This is a genomic window from Streptomyces sp. NPDC056296, from assembly GCF_042268605.1.
Lineage (GTDB): Bacteria > Actinomycetota > Actinomycetes > Streptomycetales > Streptomycetaceae > Streptomyces.
In genome coordinates, this window is the sequence record NZ_JBHJRX010000019.1 from 120571 (window position 1) to 135515 (window position 14945).

Sequence of the window (14945 nt, forward strand, 5' to 3'; positions counted from 1 at the left end):
GTGCTGCGCGCGCTGAGCGGCCTGCGCGTGCGGTTGGTGGTGGCCTTCACGCTGGTCGCCGTCGTGGCCACGGTGACCACCGGCGCGCTGACCTTCCGTGAGGCACGTACCGGGGTCCTGCAGCAGAGCCAGGACACGGTGATCGAGGACTTCCGGCACCGGGTCAACACCCTGGTCCCCAACTACCGTTTCCCGCCCGACCAGTCCGACCTGCGGTCGTTCGCCGTCGACGTGTCGCGCGGCGGGCGGTCCCAGAACTGGCGGGTGCTGGTCGCCTACCGGGACGCGAGCGCCACGTCCGGCCCCGGGGACTCCTTCCGGGAACTGTCCCCGGCGATGCGCGAGTCCGTGCGTACCCGCCGCGCCACCGTGTTCCAACGGGTGACGCGGGACGGCCACCCCTCACTGGTCGTCGGCATGCCCGTCACCTACGCGGGCCAGTACGGCACCGAGCGGCGCGCCTCCGGACTGGAGGTCTACCTGACCGTGCCGCAGCGGGAGGAACAGGGCTACGTCGACGCGCTGGTCACCGCCATCGAACGCGCCACCGTGCCCGCCCTGGCCCTGGCCGTGCTGATCGCCCTCCTGGCCGCGCGCGGGGTGCTGCGACCCGTACGGGCGCTGCGCCGGGCGACCCGCAGTATCGCCGAGGGCCGTCTGGACACCCGGCTCGCGGTGCAGGGCTCCGACGAACTCGCCGACCTGTCCCGCACCTTCAACGAGACGGCCGCCGCGCTGGAGGGGTCGGTGGCGGAACTGCGGCGCATGGAGGCCGGCGCCCGCCGCTTCGCCGCGGACGTCTCGCACGAACTGCGCACCCCGCTGGCGGCGATGTCGGCGGTGACCGACGTGCTGGACGAGGACGCGGCCGGCCTCGACGACGACACCGCGATGGCCGTACGCCTCATCAGCGAGGAGACCACGAAACTGGCCGGCCTGGTGGACGACCTGATGGAGATCTCCCGGTTCGACGCGGGCGCCGCCGCCCTGCACCTCGACGAGATCGACCTCGCCGAGTCCGTACGACGCACGCTCGCCTCCCGTGGCTGGCTGGACACGGTGGAGGCCGGCCTGCCGGAACCGGGCACGCTGCGCGGCCGGGTGGACCCGCGCCGCGTCGACGTCGTCGTCGCGAACCTCGTCGCCAACGCCCTCCGTCATGGCGCACCCCCCGTTCGCCTGCACCTCTACGAAGAGGACGACCCCCACCCGGGGAGGCAGGCGGTCGTCGTGGTCGGCGACGGCGGGGACGGCATTCCCGACAGCGTCCTGCCGCATGTCTTCGACCGCTTCTACAAATCGGACAGCGCCCGGACCCGCAGCGAGGGCAGCGGCCTCGGGCTGGCCATCACCGCGGAGAACGTACGCCTGCACGGCGGCACCGTCCGGGCGGCCAACCATCCGGACGGCGGCGCCGTCTTCACGGTCGTCCTCCCGCTGAGAGCGGACGCGACGGAGGACCGGGCGCCGCACGCGGCGAAGGAGGAACAACCATGAACCCGCCGACCCCACCACCGGCGACCACGACGGCCCCGGGCGTAGGACCGGCAGGCGACAGCGCCCGACGCAGGCTCCCCCTCCTGCTCGCGGCGGCGCTGTTCCCGCTCTCCGCCTGCGGCATCCCCGCGACCGGCGTGGTCGAGGCGGGCGAACCCGCGACCGGCGTCCTGGAACCGGGCCGGGCCCCCACCCCGTCGCCGGCCGAGTCCGTTGCCGTGCCCGTCACCGCGGTCCCGCTCTACTTCGTCACGGACGGCGCCCTCGTGGCGGTCTCCCGCACGACGCCCGGCGCGGCCGACCTCGGCAGCACCGTACTCATGCTGTTCGAGGGCCCGGACGAGGAGGAGCGGAAGAGAGGGCTGACGACCGAACTGCCGCCGGCCTCCGTGGTGCCCACCATCCGGACCGACGGAGCGGCGGTCGTCGTCCAGCTGCCGCGGAGCGCCGGGAGTCTGAGCGGCACGGCCGTCGACCAGTTGGCCTGCACGGTCGCCGTCGCCCGTCTGCGCCAGGACCCGGCACTGGGCAGCGCGCAGGTGACCGTGGAGCAGCCCGGCGGCCGGCTGGCGGGCCGGTCCAGCGACGACTGCCCGACGGGCACGGCCCGGGAGGCCGACCGGAACAGTGGGACGGCCGGCTCCGGCGGGAGCTGAACGGCACCGCCGAACTGCCGCCCGGTGTCGCCTCACCGGCACCGCCCGGACCGGGTCCGCGTGCACGTGGCGCAGGTCACGTGTGAGGACACCGGTGAGCGCGCATGCCGATCAGGAGACCGGAGCCGACGAACCGGACCCCACGAGGAGCCGCGCCATGCCCATGAACACCCCGTCCGAGAACGGCACACCCGACACCGACACCGGCACCAACAGCACGCACGGCACGGGAGCCCTCCAGGGTGTGCGCATCGCGGACTTCTCCCGCGTGCTGGCCGGGCCGTACGCCACGATGCTCCTCGCCGACCTGGGCGCCGAGGTCGTCAAGGTGGAACGGCCCGGCACCGGCGACGACACCCGGGCCTGGCGCCCGCCCGCCGACGCCTCCGGCACCTCCACGTACTTCCTGGGCGTCAACCGCAACAAGCGGTCCGTCGCCCTGGACCTCACCACCGACGAGGGGCGGGACCGGGCCCGCGCGCTGATCGCCGGCTCGGACGTCGTGGTGGAGAACTTCCGCCCCGGCACCATGGAAAAGCTCGGCCTCGGCCACGAGGAGCTGCGCTCCGCCGACCCGCGGCTCGTCCACTGCTCCGTCACCGGGTTCGGTGCCGGAGCGGGCGCCGGACTGCCCGGCTACGACCTGCTGGTGCAGGCCGTCGGCGGACTGATGAGCGTCACCGGCGAGCCGGCCCCGAACGGGGAACCGACCAAGACGGGCGTGGCCCTCGTCGACGTCATCACCGGACTGCACGCCACGGTCGGCATCCTCGCCGCCCTCCGGCACCGGGACGCACCGGCGAGGGCCAGCTCGTCGAGGTCAGCCTGCTCGGCTCGCTGCTGTCGGCGATGGCCAACCAGGCCTCCGGCTACCTCGCGGCGGGCGTCGTCCCGGGCCGGCTCGGCAACGCCCACCCGAGCATCGCCCCGTACGAGACCTTCCCCACGGCGGACCGGCCGATCGCCCTCGCGGTCGGCAACGACCGGCAGTTCGCCGCGCTCGCCGCGCTGCTCGGCGCACCCCGGCTCGCCGACGACGCCCGGTTCCGCACCAACCCCGACCGCGTGGCCCACCGGAGTGAACTCCGCCCGCTCCTCCAGGACCGGTTGCGCACCCGCACCGCCGACCACTGGGCCGACGTGCTGCCCGCGGCCGGAGTGCCTGCCGGTCCGGTCAACGCCCTCGACGAGGCCTTCGCCTACGCCGAACGACTGGGCGTCGAGGCCGTGGTGGACGTCGGCGGTACCCGCCAGGTGGCCCATCCGATCCGCCTCGGCACCACCCCGGCGAGCTACCGGCTCGCACCGCCTGAGCTGGGCGAACACACCGACGACGTCTTCCGTGCGGACGAGGGCCCGGACGCGTGACACCGGCTCCGGCGTGGCCGTACGACTGAGCCCACAACGCCTGGGTACCCTCCGCCGCATGGCGGTGGACAGGAGGACCGAGCCGCCGCGCCGGGCGCCGGCGCGGCAGCGGACGAACCGCACGCTCGGGCGGGCGCTGGCCCGGTGGGCGACGACGACCGATCACAAGGCGATCGGCAACCTCTATATGACGACCGCCTTCGGGTTCTTCCTCTTCGGCGGCCTGCTCGCCCTGCTGATGCGCAGTGAACTGGCCCGTCCGGGACTCCAGCTGGTCACCAACCACCAGTACAACCAGCTCTTCACCGTCCACGGCACGATCATGATGCTGCTGTTCGCGACCCCGCTGTTCGCCGGGTTCGCCAACGCGATCATGCCCTTGCAGATCGGCGCCCCGGACGTGGCGTTCCCCCGGCTCAACGCGCTCTCCTACTGGCTGTACCTGTTCGGCGGCCTGATGGTGGTGGCCGGTTTCCTGACGCCCGGGGGAGCGGCCGCCTTCGGCTGGTTCGCCTACGCGCCGCTGAACAGCGCGGTGTTCAGTCCCGGCACGGGCGGTGACCTGTGGACCATGGGGCTGGTGGTGACCGGCGTGTCCACCACGCTCGGCGCGGTCAACTTCATCACCACCATCCTGTGTCTGCGCGCCCCCGGCATGACCATGTTCCGGATGCCGATCTTCACCTGGAACGTGCTGTTCACGTCGATCCTGGTGCTGCCGGCCTTCCCCGTGCTGACCGCCGCGCTGCTCGCGCTGGAGGCCGACCGGAAGTTCGGCGCGCACATCTTCGACGCGGCGAACGGCGGGGCGCTGCTGTGGCAGCACCTGTTCTGGTTCTTCGGGCATCCCGAGGTGTACATCGTCGCGCTGCCGTTCTTCGGTATCGTCTCCGAGATCATCCCGGTGTTCAGCCGCAAACCGATCTTCGGTTACGTCAGCCTGGTCGGCGCCACCATCGCCATCACCATGCTGTCCGCCGTGGTGTGGGCCCACCACATGTTCGCCACCGGGGCCGTGCTGCTGCCGTTCTTCTCCCTGATGTCGTTCCTCATCGCGGTGCCGACGGGAGTGAAGTTCTTCAACTGGATCGGCACCATGCTGCGCGGCTCCCTGTCCTTCGAGACACCCATGCTGTGGTCGACCGGCTTCCTGATGACGTTCCTGCTCGGCGGCATGAGCGGTGTCCTCATCGCCTCACCGCCCCTGGACTTCCACCTGACGGACTCGTACTTCATCGTCGCCCACCTGCACTACGTGCTGTTCGGCACGGTCGTCTTCGCGATGTTCGCCGGCTTCTACTTCTGGTGGCCGAAGTTCACCGGCAAACTGCTCGACGAACGCCTCGGAAAGATCCACTTCTGGACGCTCTTCGTCGGCTTCCAGACCACGTTCCTCGTCCAGCACTGGCTCGGCCAGCAGGGCATGCCCCGCCGCTACGCCGACTACCTGGCGGCGGACGGTTTCACCACGCTGAACACCATCAGCTCCATCGGCGCCTTCCTGCTCGGCCTCTCCACGCTGCCGTTCCTCTACAACGTGTGGCGCACCCGCCAGTACGGCACGAGGGTGGAGCACGACGACCCCTGGGGCTACGGACGTTCCCTCGAATGGGCCACCACCTGTCCGCCCCCGCGGCACAACTTCACGTCGCTGCCCCGGGTCCGCTCCGAGTCCCCGGCGTTCGACCTGCACCACCCCGACATCGGCCGACACGACCAGAGGCACCAGCAGAGGAACGAGTAGAGGTACCAGTAGTGAAGACCGAAGCCCGTCTGTTCACCGGCGTGGCGGCCTTCTTCGCCGTCACCGCGGCCGGGTACGGCTGGTTCTCCGAGGAACCCGCCGGTACCGCCGCACTGACCCTCGCCTTCCTGATGGCCTCGCTCGTCGCGTTCTTCCTGTACGTGCAGCACCGCAAGCGCGGTCCGCGGGCACAGGACCGCGGCGACGCCGAGGTCCTGGAGACGGCGGGCCCACTGGACTTCTTCCCGCCGCACAGCCCCTGGCCCATCGTCGCCGCCCTCGGCGCCGTCGTCCTCGCGCTCGGCATCGTCTACGGCCTGTGGCTCGCGCTGATCGGCTTCGGCGTGCTCGCCCTGGCCGTCTTCGGCCTCGTCTTCCAGTACGCCGGCCGGGACGCTCAGCGCTCCAACTCGCCCGAGGAGGATCCCGGCTCGGACTCCGTCTCCTCCACGTCGACCCGGTCGCCGTAGTACCACTCGCTGAGCGTCGCCCGCAGCCGCCCCACCTGCGGTGCGCCCTCGTCGGGCGCCGTCGGTGCCAGCGGCTCGGGCTCCTTGCGCGACCGCAGCACGTACCGCTCCTCGGCGTCGAGGGGTGCGTGGCTCTCGACGTAGCCGCCCGCCAGGGTCTGCACCAGATCGCCCGTCTCCTCGCCCTCCGCCAGCCGCTCGCGCTCCCGCTCCTGCAGTGCCAGGCAGACACGCTTGGTCGCCATGAAGGCGATCGGCGGCAGCAGCACCAGGGAGATCCGGAACACCCAGGTCAGCAGGTTGATCGAGACGTCGAAGACGTGGGCGAGGATGTCGTTGCCGCCCGCGAGGAGGAGAACCCCGTAGAAGCAGATCGCGGCGACGCCCAGCCCGGTCCGCACGGGCTTGTTCCGGGGCCGGTCGCACAGATGGTGCTCCGAGTGGTCGCCCGTCACCCAGCGCTCGAAGAACGGGTAGGCGTACAGCACCGCGAACAGGGCGCCCGGCAGCACGACCGCGGGCACCAGCACGTTCCACATGACGGTGTGCCCCGCCACCTCCGTCTCGAAGGGCGGCATCAGCCGCAGCGACCCCTCCAGGAAGCCGACGTACCAGTCCGGTTGCGAGCCGAAGGAGACGATGTCGGGCCGGTAGGGGCCGTACGCCCAGATCGGATTGATCTGCGCCACCGCCGCGAGCACCGTCAGGACGCCGAAGACCATGAAGAACAAACCCGTCGAGTTCGTCATGAACTGCGGGAACATCGGTTTGCCCACGGCGTTGCGGTTGGTCCGGCCGCGGCCCGCCCACTGGGTGTGCTTCAGGTAGAAGACCAGGATCAGATGGAGCGTGACCAGCGCCAGCAGCAGTCCGGGGAGCAGCAGGATGTGCAGCGAGTACAGCCGCGGGATCACGTCGTCGCCGGGATACTCGCCGCCGAACACGAACATGCTGATGTACGTCCCCACCACCGGGATGGACAGCATGATGCCCTGCGCGATGCGCAGCCCCGTCCCGGACAGCAGGTCGTCGGGGAGCGAGTAGCCGGCGAAGCCCTCGGCGAGCGCCAGCACGAACAGCGTCACACCGATCAGCCAGTTCACCTCACGCGGACGGCGGAACGCCCCGGTGAAGAAGATCCGCAGCAGATGCACCCCGATGGCCGACAGGAACACCAGGGCCGCCCAGTGGTGCAGCTGCCGGATCAGCAGCCCGCCGCGCACGTCGAAACTGATGTCCACCGTCGACCGGTACGCCTCCGACATGCTCAGCCCGAGCAGCGGCTCGTACGACCCGTCGTAGACGACCTCCGTCATCGACGGCTTGAAGAACAGCGTCAGCCACACCCCGGTCAGCAGCAGCACGACGAAGCTGTAGAGGGCGATCTCGCCCAGGAGGAAGGACCAGTGTTCCGGGAAGGCCTTGCGCAGCAGCCCACCGCCCTCGGAAACGGGAAACCGCCCGTCGGCCCAGTTGACGGTGTGTTCGGCCGCGTAGCGGGCCCGCGCACCCGCGCGGGCCCTTCTCCTCTGCAACAGCACGGCGCATGAGTTCCCCGCCGCCCGGGCCGGAAACTACGCCCGCACCGGACACCGACTACGTACGGTCACCCTTCGGCTTGCCCGGCTGGTCCGGGGTGCCGTGCGGCGGCGGGGAGAACGGCTCCGGGGAGGTCGCGGGCGAGACGGGGGAGCCCGTGCGGCCCTGCCCCTGCTCCGGGCGTACGGCGTTCGGATCGCCCAAGGACGGCTCCGCACCGGACTTCAGCTGCTCCAGCCGGGCCGCCAGCACCTCCGTGGCGGGGAGGCGGTCGGCGTGCGACCTCTCGTACGCCAGCAGATCCTCCACCTGCTCCGTGCCCAGTGACCGGATCCGGCTCTCCAGCCCGCCGATCGGCAGCTGGTCGTAGTCCGGCAACGGCAGGGTGTTGCGAGCGGGGTCGGCCATGGTTCTCACTTCCCTCTGTTCTCACTTCCCTCTGTACGACCTGTACGACATCCTCGGGATCAGCGTCCGCCCGGTCCGCCGCTGCCGAACGAACCGCTGCTGCCCTCGTCCCAGCGGGGCCGCTCCTGATCGGCGGCGGTGCGGCTGCCCTGGTGCCCGAGGTCGTGCGGCAGCGTCCGGTCGTCGCTCTTGGTCATCTCGTCGGGCTCCCGCCGCTCCCGCGTCTCGTGGACGGGCCCCTCATCGGGCATACGAGGCTGCTCCTCGGGACGCGGCGGCGGCGACTCCTTGCGCTTCTGCCGGCTGCCGAAGGCGAACGCGCCGATCAGCAGGCCCACCACCACGACGGCCGCAGCACCGATCCCGATGCCGATCCCGCTGGAGCTCACCGCCAGGTCCATCCATGCGTTGGTCATGGGGCGCGGGTACCCCCGGACCAGGTCACCAACCAGCTCAGCTCGACCGGGCCGCTCGCGTCTGCGAACGGTTTGCCTTCCGGATCGCCGTGAGCAGATCCGCCTTGGACATCCGCGACCGGCCCTCGACGCCCAGTCGCCTGGCGACGCCGTACAGGTGCTCCTTCGAGGCCTTCTCGTCGATGCCCTCGCCGCTGCGTCCGCCCTGTCCGCGGGGCCGCCCGGACTGGGGGTCGGAGGGGCCCTTGCGGCCGCCCTCCTTGCGCTCCCAGTGGTCGCCGACCTTCTCGTACTTGTGCTTCAGCGCCCCGTACGCCACCCGGTGGGCGCGCTCGCCCTCGCCGTACTCCTCCACGGCCGAGTCATGGGCCTTGATCCAAGTGCGCTGGGCCTCCCGGGGGGAGCGTTCCAGGGTCGACGGCAGTTCCTGTCGTCCCGGCATGTCGGGCACCTCCGTGTGCGGTCGACGTCGTCGCTGTCACCAGCTTCGGAAGAGTCCACGGGTGCCCGGCAGCGCGCCCGGAAAACGGGCCGGAACCCTTGGGAACAACGGGCCCGGCGGTTTGGCGCACTCCGCAGCGGCAACCCGCGCGGTGTGACATCGACGACGACTTCCCAGCAGGAACTGTTCCGCTTCCTGGAGGACCGCTTCGCTTGTGCACAGGCGTGCACCGAGTGCGCACGGGCGTGCGCGCTGCGGGCGAGCCTCGTGGACCCGGACGGGACCGAGAACCAGGAGCTCGTACGACGCAAGGGCATCATGTGCGCGGAGGTGTGCGACGCGACCTGCCGGGTGCTGTCCGAACAGAACCAGGTGGACGAGGCCGCGATCCGCGTCCAGCTGGAGTGGTGCCGGCAGGTGTGCCTGGAGAGCGCGCACGTCTTCGACCAGCACCCGGGAGCCGAGGAGAGCGCGGAGGCCTGCCGCGCCTGCGCCCGGGCCTGCGGAGAGTTCCTGGCCACCCTGCGCTGAGACCCTGGGGTCGGCCGGGCGCGGGGCGTTGGCCTGCCGGTATGACGGCCATACCGACGGGTGATCGGGCGGGTGACCCGGCAGGCGATCCGGGACTGTTCGGCCCCGACTCGGTGACATGGCAGGCGCACGGCGACCCGATGATGTGGGTCGCCGGCATCCGCGCCCTCTACCTCCAGGCCCTGCACCCGCGCGCCGTGCGCGGCGTGATGCAGAACAGCGACTTCCGGCGCGACACCTGGGGCAGGCTGATGCGCACCGCGAGCTTCGTCGGCACGACGACGTACGGCACCACCGAGGCCGCCGAGCGGGCCGGCGCCCGGGTGCGGAAGATCCACCGCATGCTCGGGGCGATGCACCCCGCTACGGCGTCGACGAACCCGCGCTGCTGCTGTGGGTGCACTGCGCCGAGATCGACTCCTACCTGCACGTGCTGCGCCGCTCCGGATTCCCGCTCACGGACGCCCACGCCGACCGCTACCTCGCCGAACACCGGCACAGTGCCCGCCTCGTCGGACTCGACCCCGACGCCGTACCCGCGAGCCGGTCCGAGCTGGCCGCCTACTTCGCGCGGGTACGGCCCGAGCTGGCCGCGGGCGACGACGCGCACGAGGTGGACGACTTCCCGCTCCGTCCGCCCACGCACCCCCTCCTGGTCCCGGCACGCGAGCTGCTGTGGCGGCGGGTGGCACATCTGGCGTACGACTCCCTACCGCGGCACGCGCACGAGCTCTACGGCAGACCGGCCCCCGCACCCGCCACCGTCACCCGGCGACTGCGCGCCACGGGCACCCTGCTGCGCGGCATCCCCGCACGTCTGCGCTGGCAGCTGCCGCCCAAACACATTCTGCGCGCCATGGCGCGGCTCGGACCGGCCGCGCGCCCGGCACCATACAAACTCGGACCATAAGCCGCCATACTGGACCGGCCAGGGGAGGGCGGGGCGGACTGCTACGGGGGCGGGCAGCGAGATGGGGGACAGCACGCTGATCCAGGGCCGGTACCGGCTGCTGGAGCGGATCGGGCGCGGCGGCATGGGCGAGGTGTGGCGGGCGCGGGACGAGTCACTGGGCCGTCGCGTCGCCGTCAAGTGCCTCAAGCCACTGGGCACTCAGCACGACCACTCCTTCACCCGCGTCCTGCGGGAGAGGTTCCGGCGCGAGGCCCGGGTGGCCGCCGCGCTCCAGCACCGCGGGGTGACCGTCGTCCACGACTTCGGTGAGTCGGACGGTGTGCTCTTCCTCGTGATGGAGCTGCTGGAGGGCCGTGACCTGAGCCGGCTCCTGGAGGACAACAAACACCATCCACTGCCGGTGCCCGACGTCGTCGACATCGCCGAACAGGTCGCGTCCGCGCTCGCCTACACCCACGAACAGGGCATCGTGCACCGCGACCTGAAGCCGGCGAACATCGTCCGGCTGGCCGGCGGCACCGTGAAGATCTGCGACTTCGGCATCGCCCGGCTCGGCCACGACGTCGGGTTCACCGCCCGGCTGACCGGCACCGGCATCGCCATGGGCACCCCGCACTACATGTCGCCCGAGCAGATCGGCGGCGACGACGTCGACCGGCGCAGCGACCTGTACTCGCTGGGCTGCGTGCTCTACGAGATCGCCACCGGCGTCCCGCCGTTCGACCTCGACGACGCCTGGGCGATCCTCGTCGGCCACCGCGACACCGAGCCCGAACCGCCCCGCACCCACCGCGCCGAACTGCCCGGGTACCTGGACCGGATCATCCTGGACCTGCTCGCCAAACTGCCGGAACAGCGTCCGCACGACGCCCGAGAGCTGGGCCGCCGGATCACCGCCGGCCGCACGGCACCGGCGTACGCGCCGGCCGTGGTCTCGCCCCGGACGCGGATGCCCCAGCCGGTCGGGGGCCGGGCCGCGCTGCCGTCCTGGACCCACGGCATGACCACCGGCCACAAGGCGACCGGCACGGGGCCGCGCTCCACACCCCCGGACCCGGCCGCCGGCCTGTCCGGCGAGTGGATTCCGCGGCCCGCGGGCGACGAGGCCGCCGCACCCGTCCCCGACGAGCGTCCCGCCCCGGCGCCCGAGGCGGTCGCCGCGCTGGCCGGTCGGCACGGCGCCGGCCTGAGCCTGGGACGGCTCGGCCGCTGGGAGGAGGCGGGCGAGGTGCACCGTGCGGTGGCCGACGAGCGCGAGCGCCTGCTCGGGCCCGACCACCCCGACACGCTGGCCAGCCGCTACGAGGTCGCCTTCACGCTCAGCCGCACGGGACATGCCGCCGACGCACTGCGCGCGTACAAACGTGTCGCCGAGGCGAGGATCCGGGTGCTGGGCACCGACCACGCCGACACGCTCGCCGTCCGGCAGGAGATGGCGTACGCCCTGGGTCGGCTGGGCCGGCACGCCGACGCCCACCAGGTCTACACGTCGGTCCTCGCGGCCCGCGAGCGCGTCATGGGCGCCGACCACCCCGACACCCTGCGCTGCCGGCACAACCTCGCCTTCAACCTCGGCCGGCTCGGCCGCCCCGAGGACGCCCACCGCATGGCCCGCGAGGTGGCCGCCGCCCGCGCCCGCGTGCTCGGCCCCGAGCACCCCGACACCCTGGTCACCCGCTACGAGGTGGCCTACGAACTCAGCAGGCTGGACCGTTGGCAGGAGGCCCTGGTCACCTACCGGGAGGTCGCCGAGGCCCGTGGAAGCGCGCTCGGCCCGGACCACCCCGACACCCTCGCCGCCCGCTACGAGATCGGCATCAGCCTCGGCCGCCTCGGCCGCAGCGCCGAAGCGCTGGCGCTCTACCAGGACCTGATCGACGACCGCACCCGCGCCCAGGGCCCCGAGCATCCCGAGACCCTGCGCGCCCGGCACGGCCTGGGCGTCAACCTCGGCCGGCTCGGCCGCTGGGAGGAGGCCCTCGCCGAGTCCCGCGAAGTGTGCGCGATCCGCGAACGCGTCCTCGGCCCCGACCACCCGGACACGCTGGTCAGCCGCCGCGAGGTCGCCGTCGGCCTGGGCTGGCTGGGCCGCTGGGCCGTGGCCCTCACCGAGTACCGCCGGGTCGCCGCCGCCCGCGAACGCGTCCTGGGCCCCGACCACCCCGACACCCTCGCCGGGCGCGACGACGAGGCCCACTGCCTGGAACAACTCGGCCGCGGCGCCGAGGCCGTGGAGCTGTACCGCAGGGTGGCGGTACTGCGCGGCGCGGGGGCACGCTGACCCGGCCGGGGCACGACCCGCCCGAGGCGGGACGCGGGGAGTCCGGGCCCGCACCGCGCTCGGGCCCGCGCCGCGTCCGGCCCGTGCCGCGTCCGGGCCATGCTGCGTCCGGGCCCGTGCCGCGTTCCGGCCCGTGCCGATCCGGGACCAGCCCCGCGCTGTGCACCGCACCGTGGGCGCTCGCGCCGGTGAGCCTGGGCAGCGGGAGCCCCGAGCCGGAGTTGGGCGGCCGTACGCGTCCATGCCCCGTAGGCACCGCGCGCCGCCCTGCCCACGGGGGCACGCTGAGCCGGACGGGGCGCGGCACGTCCGAGGCGGGACGCGGGGAGTCCGGGCCCGCGCCGCGCTCGGGCCCGCGCCGCGTCCGGCCTGTGCTGCGCTTGGGCCCGTGCCACCTTCGGCACGTGCCGCGTCCGGCCTGCGCCGCGTCCGGCCCGTGCCGAGTTCCGACTGCGCCGATCCGGGACCAGCCCCGCGCCGGGCACCGCCCCGTGGGCGCCCGTGTCGGTGAGCTCGGGCAAGCGGGCGACCCGAGCCGGAGCTGGGCGGCCGTACGTGTCTGTGCCCGTGGGCACCCGCGCCGCCCGGTCCTGCCCCGACGGACCTCTGGCAGCCCACTGCCACCCCGTGTTACCAAGAGCCATGACGCCGCCCACCGAGCCCCGAGCATCCCGCACCTACGACGCCGTCATCGTCGGCGGTGGTCACAACGGTCTGGTCGCCGCTGCCTACCTGGCCCGCGCCGGGCACTCCGTGCTGGTGCTGGAGCGGCTGGACCACACCGGCGGGGCGGCCGTGTCCACCCGGCCGTTCGCCGGGGTCGACGCGCGGCTGTCGCGGTACTCGTACCTGGTCAGCCTGCTGCCGAAGAAGATCGTGCGGGACCTGGACCTGGACTTCCGGGTGCGTGGACGCACCGTCTCCTCGTACACGCCCGTCGAGCGGAACGGCCGGCCCACCGGGCTCCTCGTCGGCGGGGGCGAGCGGCGGACCCGGGAGTCGTTCGCCCGGCTGACGGGCTCGGAGCGGGAGTACGGCGCCTGGCAGCGCTTCTACGCGATGACCGGACACGTCGCCCAGCGGGTCTTCCCGACCCTCACCGAGCCGCTGCCCACCCGGGACGAGCTGCGCCGCCGGGTCGACGACGATGCCGCCTGGAAGGCGCTGTTCGAGGAACCGATCGACGTTGCGATCGAGGAGCACTTCGCGGACGACCTGGTACGGGGAGTGGTCCTCTCCGACGCCCTGATCGGCACCTTCGCCGACGCCCACGACCCCGCCCTGAGCCAGAACCGCTGCTTCCTCTACCACGTGATCGGCGGCGGAACCGGCGCCTGGGACGTGCCGGTCGGCGGCATGGGCGCCCTCACCGACGCCCTGGCGGGCGCGGCGCGCGCGGCGGGCGCCGTGCTCGCCACCGGGCACGAGGCGGTGCGGATCGACACGGACGGGCGCACGGCCGAGGTCACCTACCGCTCGGCCGACGGCGAGGGCGTCGCCGCCGCACGCCACGTCCTGGTGAACGCCTCTCCGCGGGAACTGGCGGCGCTCACGGGGCAGGCGCCGCCGCCGCCCGCCGAGGGCGCCCAGCTCAAGGTCAACATGCTGCTGACGCGGCTCCCGGCGCTGCGCGACCCCGCGGCCGACCCGCGCGAGGCGTTCGCCGGGACCTTCCACATCGCGGAGGGCTACGAACAACTGGCCACCGCGCACGCCAGTGCCGCGGTCGGCGAGCTGCCCGCCGCCCCGCCCTCCGAGATCTACTGCCACTCGCTGACCGACCCCACGATCCTCGGCCCGGACCTGGCCGCGAAGGGCATGCACACGCTCACCCTGTTCGGCCTGCACACGCCCGCCCGCCTCTTCGCCCGTGACAACGACGCCGTACGCGAGGAACTGCTGAAGTCGACCCTCGCCCAGCTCGACGCCCACCTGGCCGAGCCCCTCGCCGACTGTCTGGCGACCGACGCCGACGGGCGGCCCTGCGTCGAGGCCAGGTCGCCGCTCGACCTGGAACGCGACCTGCGCCTGCCCGGCGGCAACATCTTCCACCGCGAGTTGGCCTGGCCCCACGCCCAGGAGGGCACCGGCCACTGGGGCGTGGAGACCGGGCAGGCGAACGTACTGCTGTGCGGGGCGGGCGCGGTGCGCGGGGGAGGGGTCAGCGGCGTGCCGGGACACAACGCGGCGATGGCGGTGCTGGAGCGGACGGCGAAGTAGAGGGGCGCATGCGCCGGACGGGGATGGGTACCGCGACATAGCGGACATTCCGCCCCAGTGACCAGCATGACAAGGAGCCTGCCATGGCTGACCTCAGCCCCATCGACCTGCAGAAGGCCCTCAGCGGTATGGACTACCCGGCGGACAAGAAGTCGCTCGTCGACTGCGCCCGCAACAACAAGGCCGACGACAAGGTCGTGAGCCGTCTCGACGGTCTCAAGGAGAACAGCTTCGACGGGCCGAACGAGGTGCAGAAAGCCGTCTTCAACGGCTAGCGGACACCAGGCGCGAACGCTCGCCTAGTTGTACTGCCCAGCCAGGTTGGTCGAGTTTGTGCGACGACACGGTCTGAATCTGTAGGACGGCGAAGGCCTCCGGTTGTGGAGTGGAGCTGTCGAGGAACCGCTCCGCCAACCAGGAGGCCTTCATGTCTCACGCTAACGCCGCTCTGACGCCCCGT

At 72.5% G+C, this 14945-nt stretch carries 12 protein-coding genes and 2 pseudogenes; 10 read left to right on the plus strand and 4 right to left on the minus strand.

Features of this window, described 5'->3' with window-relative positions:
* The 5 genes and pseudogenes from ACFCZF_RS16520 to ACFCZF_RS16540 all read left to right on the plus strand — a co-directional run bounded on the left by ACFCZF_RS16520 (position 1) and on the right by ACFCZF_RS16540 (position 5735).
* On the plus strand, positions 1-1497 hold the full coding sequence (locus tag ACFCZF_RS16520) for an ATP-binding protein (protein ID WP_376672246.1): 1497 nt from the start codon (positions 1-3) through the stop codon (positions 1495-1497).
* A complete protein-coding gene (locus ACFCZF_RS16525) occupies positions 1494-2153 on the plus strand; it encodes a hypothetical protein (RefSeq protein ID WP_376672247.1) in 660 nt (219 codons plus the stop codon). Before ACFCZF_RS16520 ends, ACFCZF_RS16525 begins: the two co-directional genes overlap by 4 nt.
* Before the next feature lie 163 nt (positions 2154-2316).
* Positions 2317-3521: pseudogene (locus ACFCZF_RS16530) on the plus strand (CaiB/BaiF CoA transferase family protein).
* 13 nt (positions 3522-3534) lie between these two features.
* Positions 3535-5265 (plus strand): cytochrome c oxidase subunit I, encoded by a 1731-nt coding sequence (gene ctaD / locus ACFCZF_RS16535; RefSeq protein WP_376672248.1) that lies wholly within the window; start codon positions 3535-3537, stop codon positions 5263-5265.
* Positions 5266-5276: 11 nt separating this feature from the next.
* Positions 5277-5735, plus strand: a complete 459-nt coding sequence (locus tag ACFCZF_RS16540; RefSeq protein ID WP_376672249.1) for a cytochrome c oxidase subunit 4 — start codon at positions 5277-5279, stop codon at positions 5733-5735.
* Here ACFCZF_RS16540 and ACFCZF_RS16545 read toward each other — a convergent pair.
* From ACFCZF_RS16545 to ACFCZF_RS16560, 4 genes are read right to left on the minus strand one after another with little or no spacing between them, the layout of a single operon-like run.
* Entirely contained in the window at positions 5663-7276 is a 1614-nt protein-coding gene (locus tag ACFCZF_RS16545) for a cytochrome bc complex cytochrome b subunit (protein WP_376672250.1), read from the minus strand. The two genes, ACFCZF_RS16540 and ACFCZF_RS16545, sit on opposite strands and share 73 nt — an antisense overlap.
* 55 nt (positions 7277-7331) lie before the next feature.
* Complete coding sequence (locus ACFCZF_RS16550) at positions 7332-7682, minus strand: hypothetical protein (protein WP_376672251.1); 351 nt, start codon at positions 7680-7682, stop codon at positions 7332-7334.
* 59 nt (positions 7683-7741) lie between these two features.
* A complete protein-coding gene (locus ACFCZF_RS16555; RefSeq protein WP_376672252.1) occupies positions 7742-8098 on the minus strand; it encodes a DUF6479 family protein in 357 nt (118 codons plus the stop codon).
* A 37-nt stretch (positions 8099-8135) separates the two neighbouring features.
* A complete protein-coding gene (locus ACFCZF_RS16560) occupies positions 8136-8540 on the minus strand; it encodes a ChaB family protein (protein ID WP_376672253.1) in 405 nt (134 codons plus the stop codon).
* A 153-nt stretch (positions 8541-8693) separates the two neighbouring features.
* Here ACFCZF_RS16560 and ACFCZF_RS16565 point away from each other — a divergent pair, with 153 nt between their 5' ends.
* The 5 genes and pseudogenes from ACFCZF_RS16565 to ACFCZF_RS16585 all read left to right on the plus strand — a co-directional run bounded on the left by ACFCZF_RS16565 (position 8694) and on the right by ACFCZF_RS16585 (position 14760).
* On the plus strand, positions 8694-9071 hold the full coding sequence (locus ACFCZF_RS16565) for a four-helix bundle copper-binding protein (RefSeq protein ID WP_375917548.1): 378 nt from the start codon (positions 8694-8696) through the stop codon (positions 9069-9071).
* Positions 9072-9214: 143 nt separating this feature from the next.
* Positions 9215-9981, plus strand: a pseudogene (locus tag ACFCZF_RS16570) (oxygenase MpaB family protein).
* A gap of 61 nt (positions 9982-10042) precedes the next feature.
* Positions 10043-12265 (plus strand): tetratricopeptide repeat protein, encoded by a 2223-nt coding sequence (locus ACFCZF_RS16575; protein ID WP_376672254.1) that lies wholly within the window; start codon positions 10043-10045, stop codon positions 12263-12265.
* Positions 12266-12907: 642 nt separating this feature from the next.
* Positions 12908-14485 (plus strand): phytoene desaturase family protein, encoded by a 1578-nt coding sequence (locus tag ACFCZF_RS16580; protein ID WP_376672255.1) that lies wholly within the window; start codon positions 12908-12910, stop codon positions 14483-14485.
* Between the two features lie 83 nt (positions 14486-14568).
* On the plus strand, positions 14569-14760 hold the full coding sequence (locus tag ACFCZF_RS16585; RefSeq protein ID WP_376672256.1) for a DUF2795 domain-containing protein: 192 nt from the start codon (positions 14569-14571) through the stop codon (positions 14758-14760).
* Positions 14761-14945: the final 185 nt, after the last annotated feature.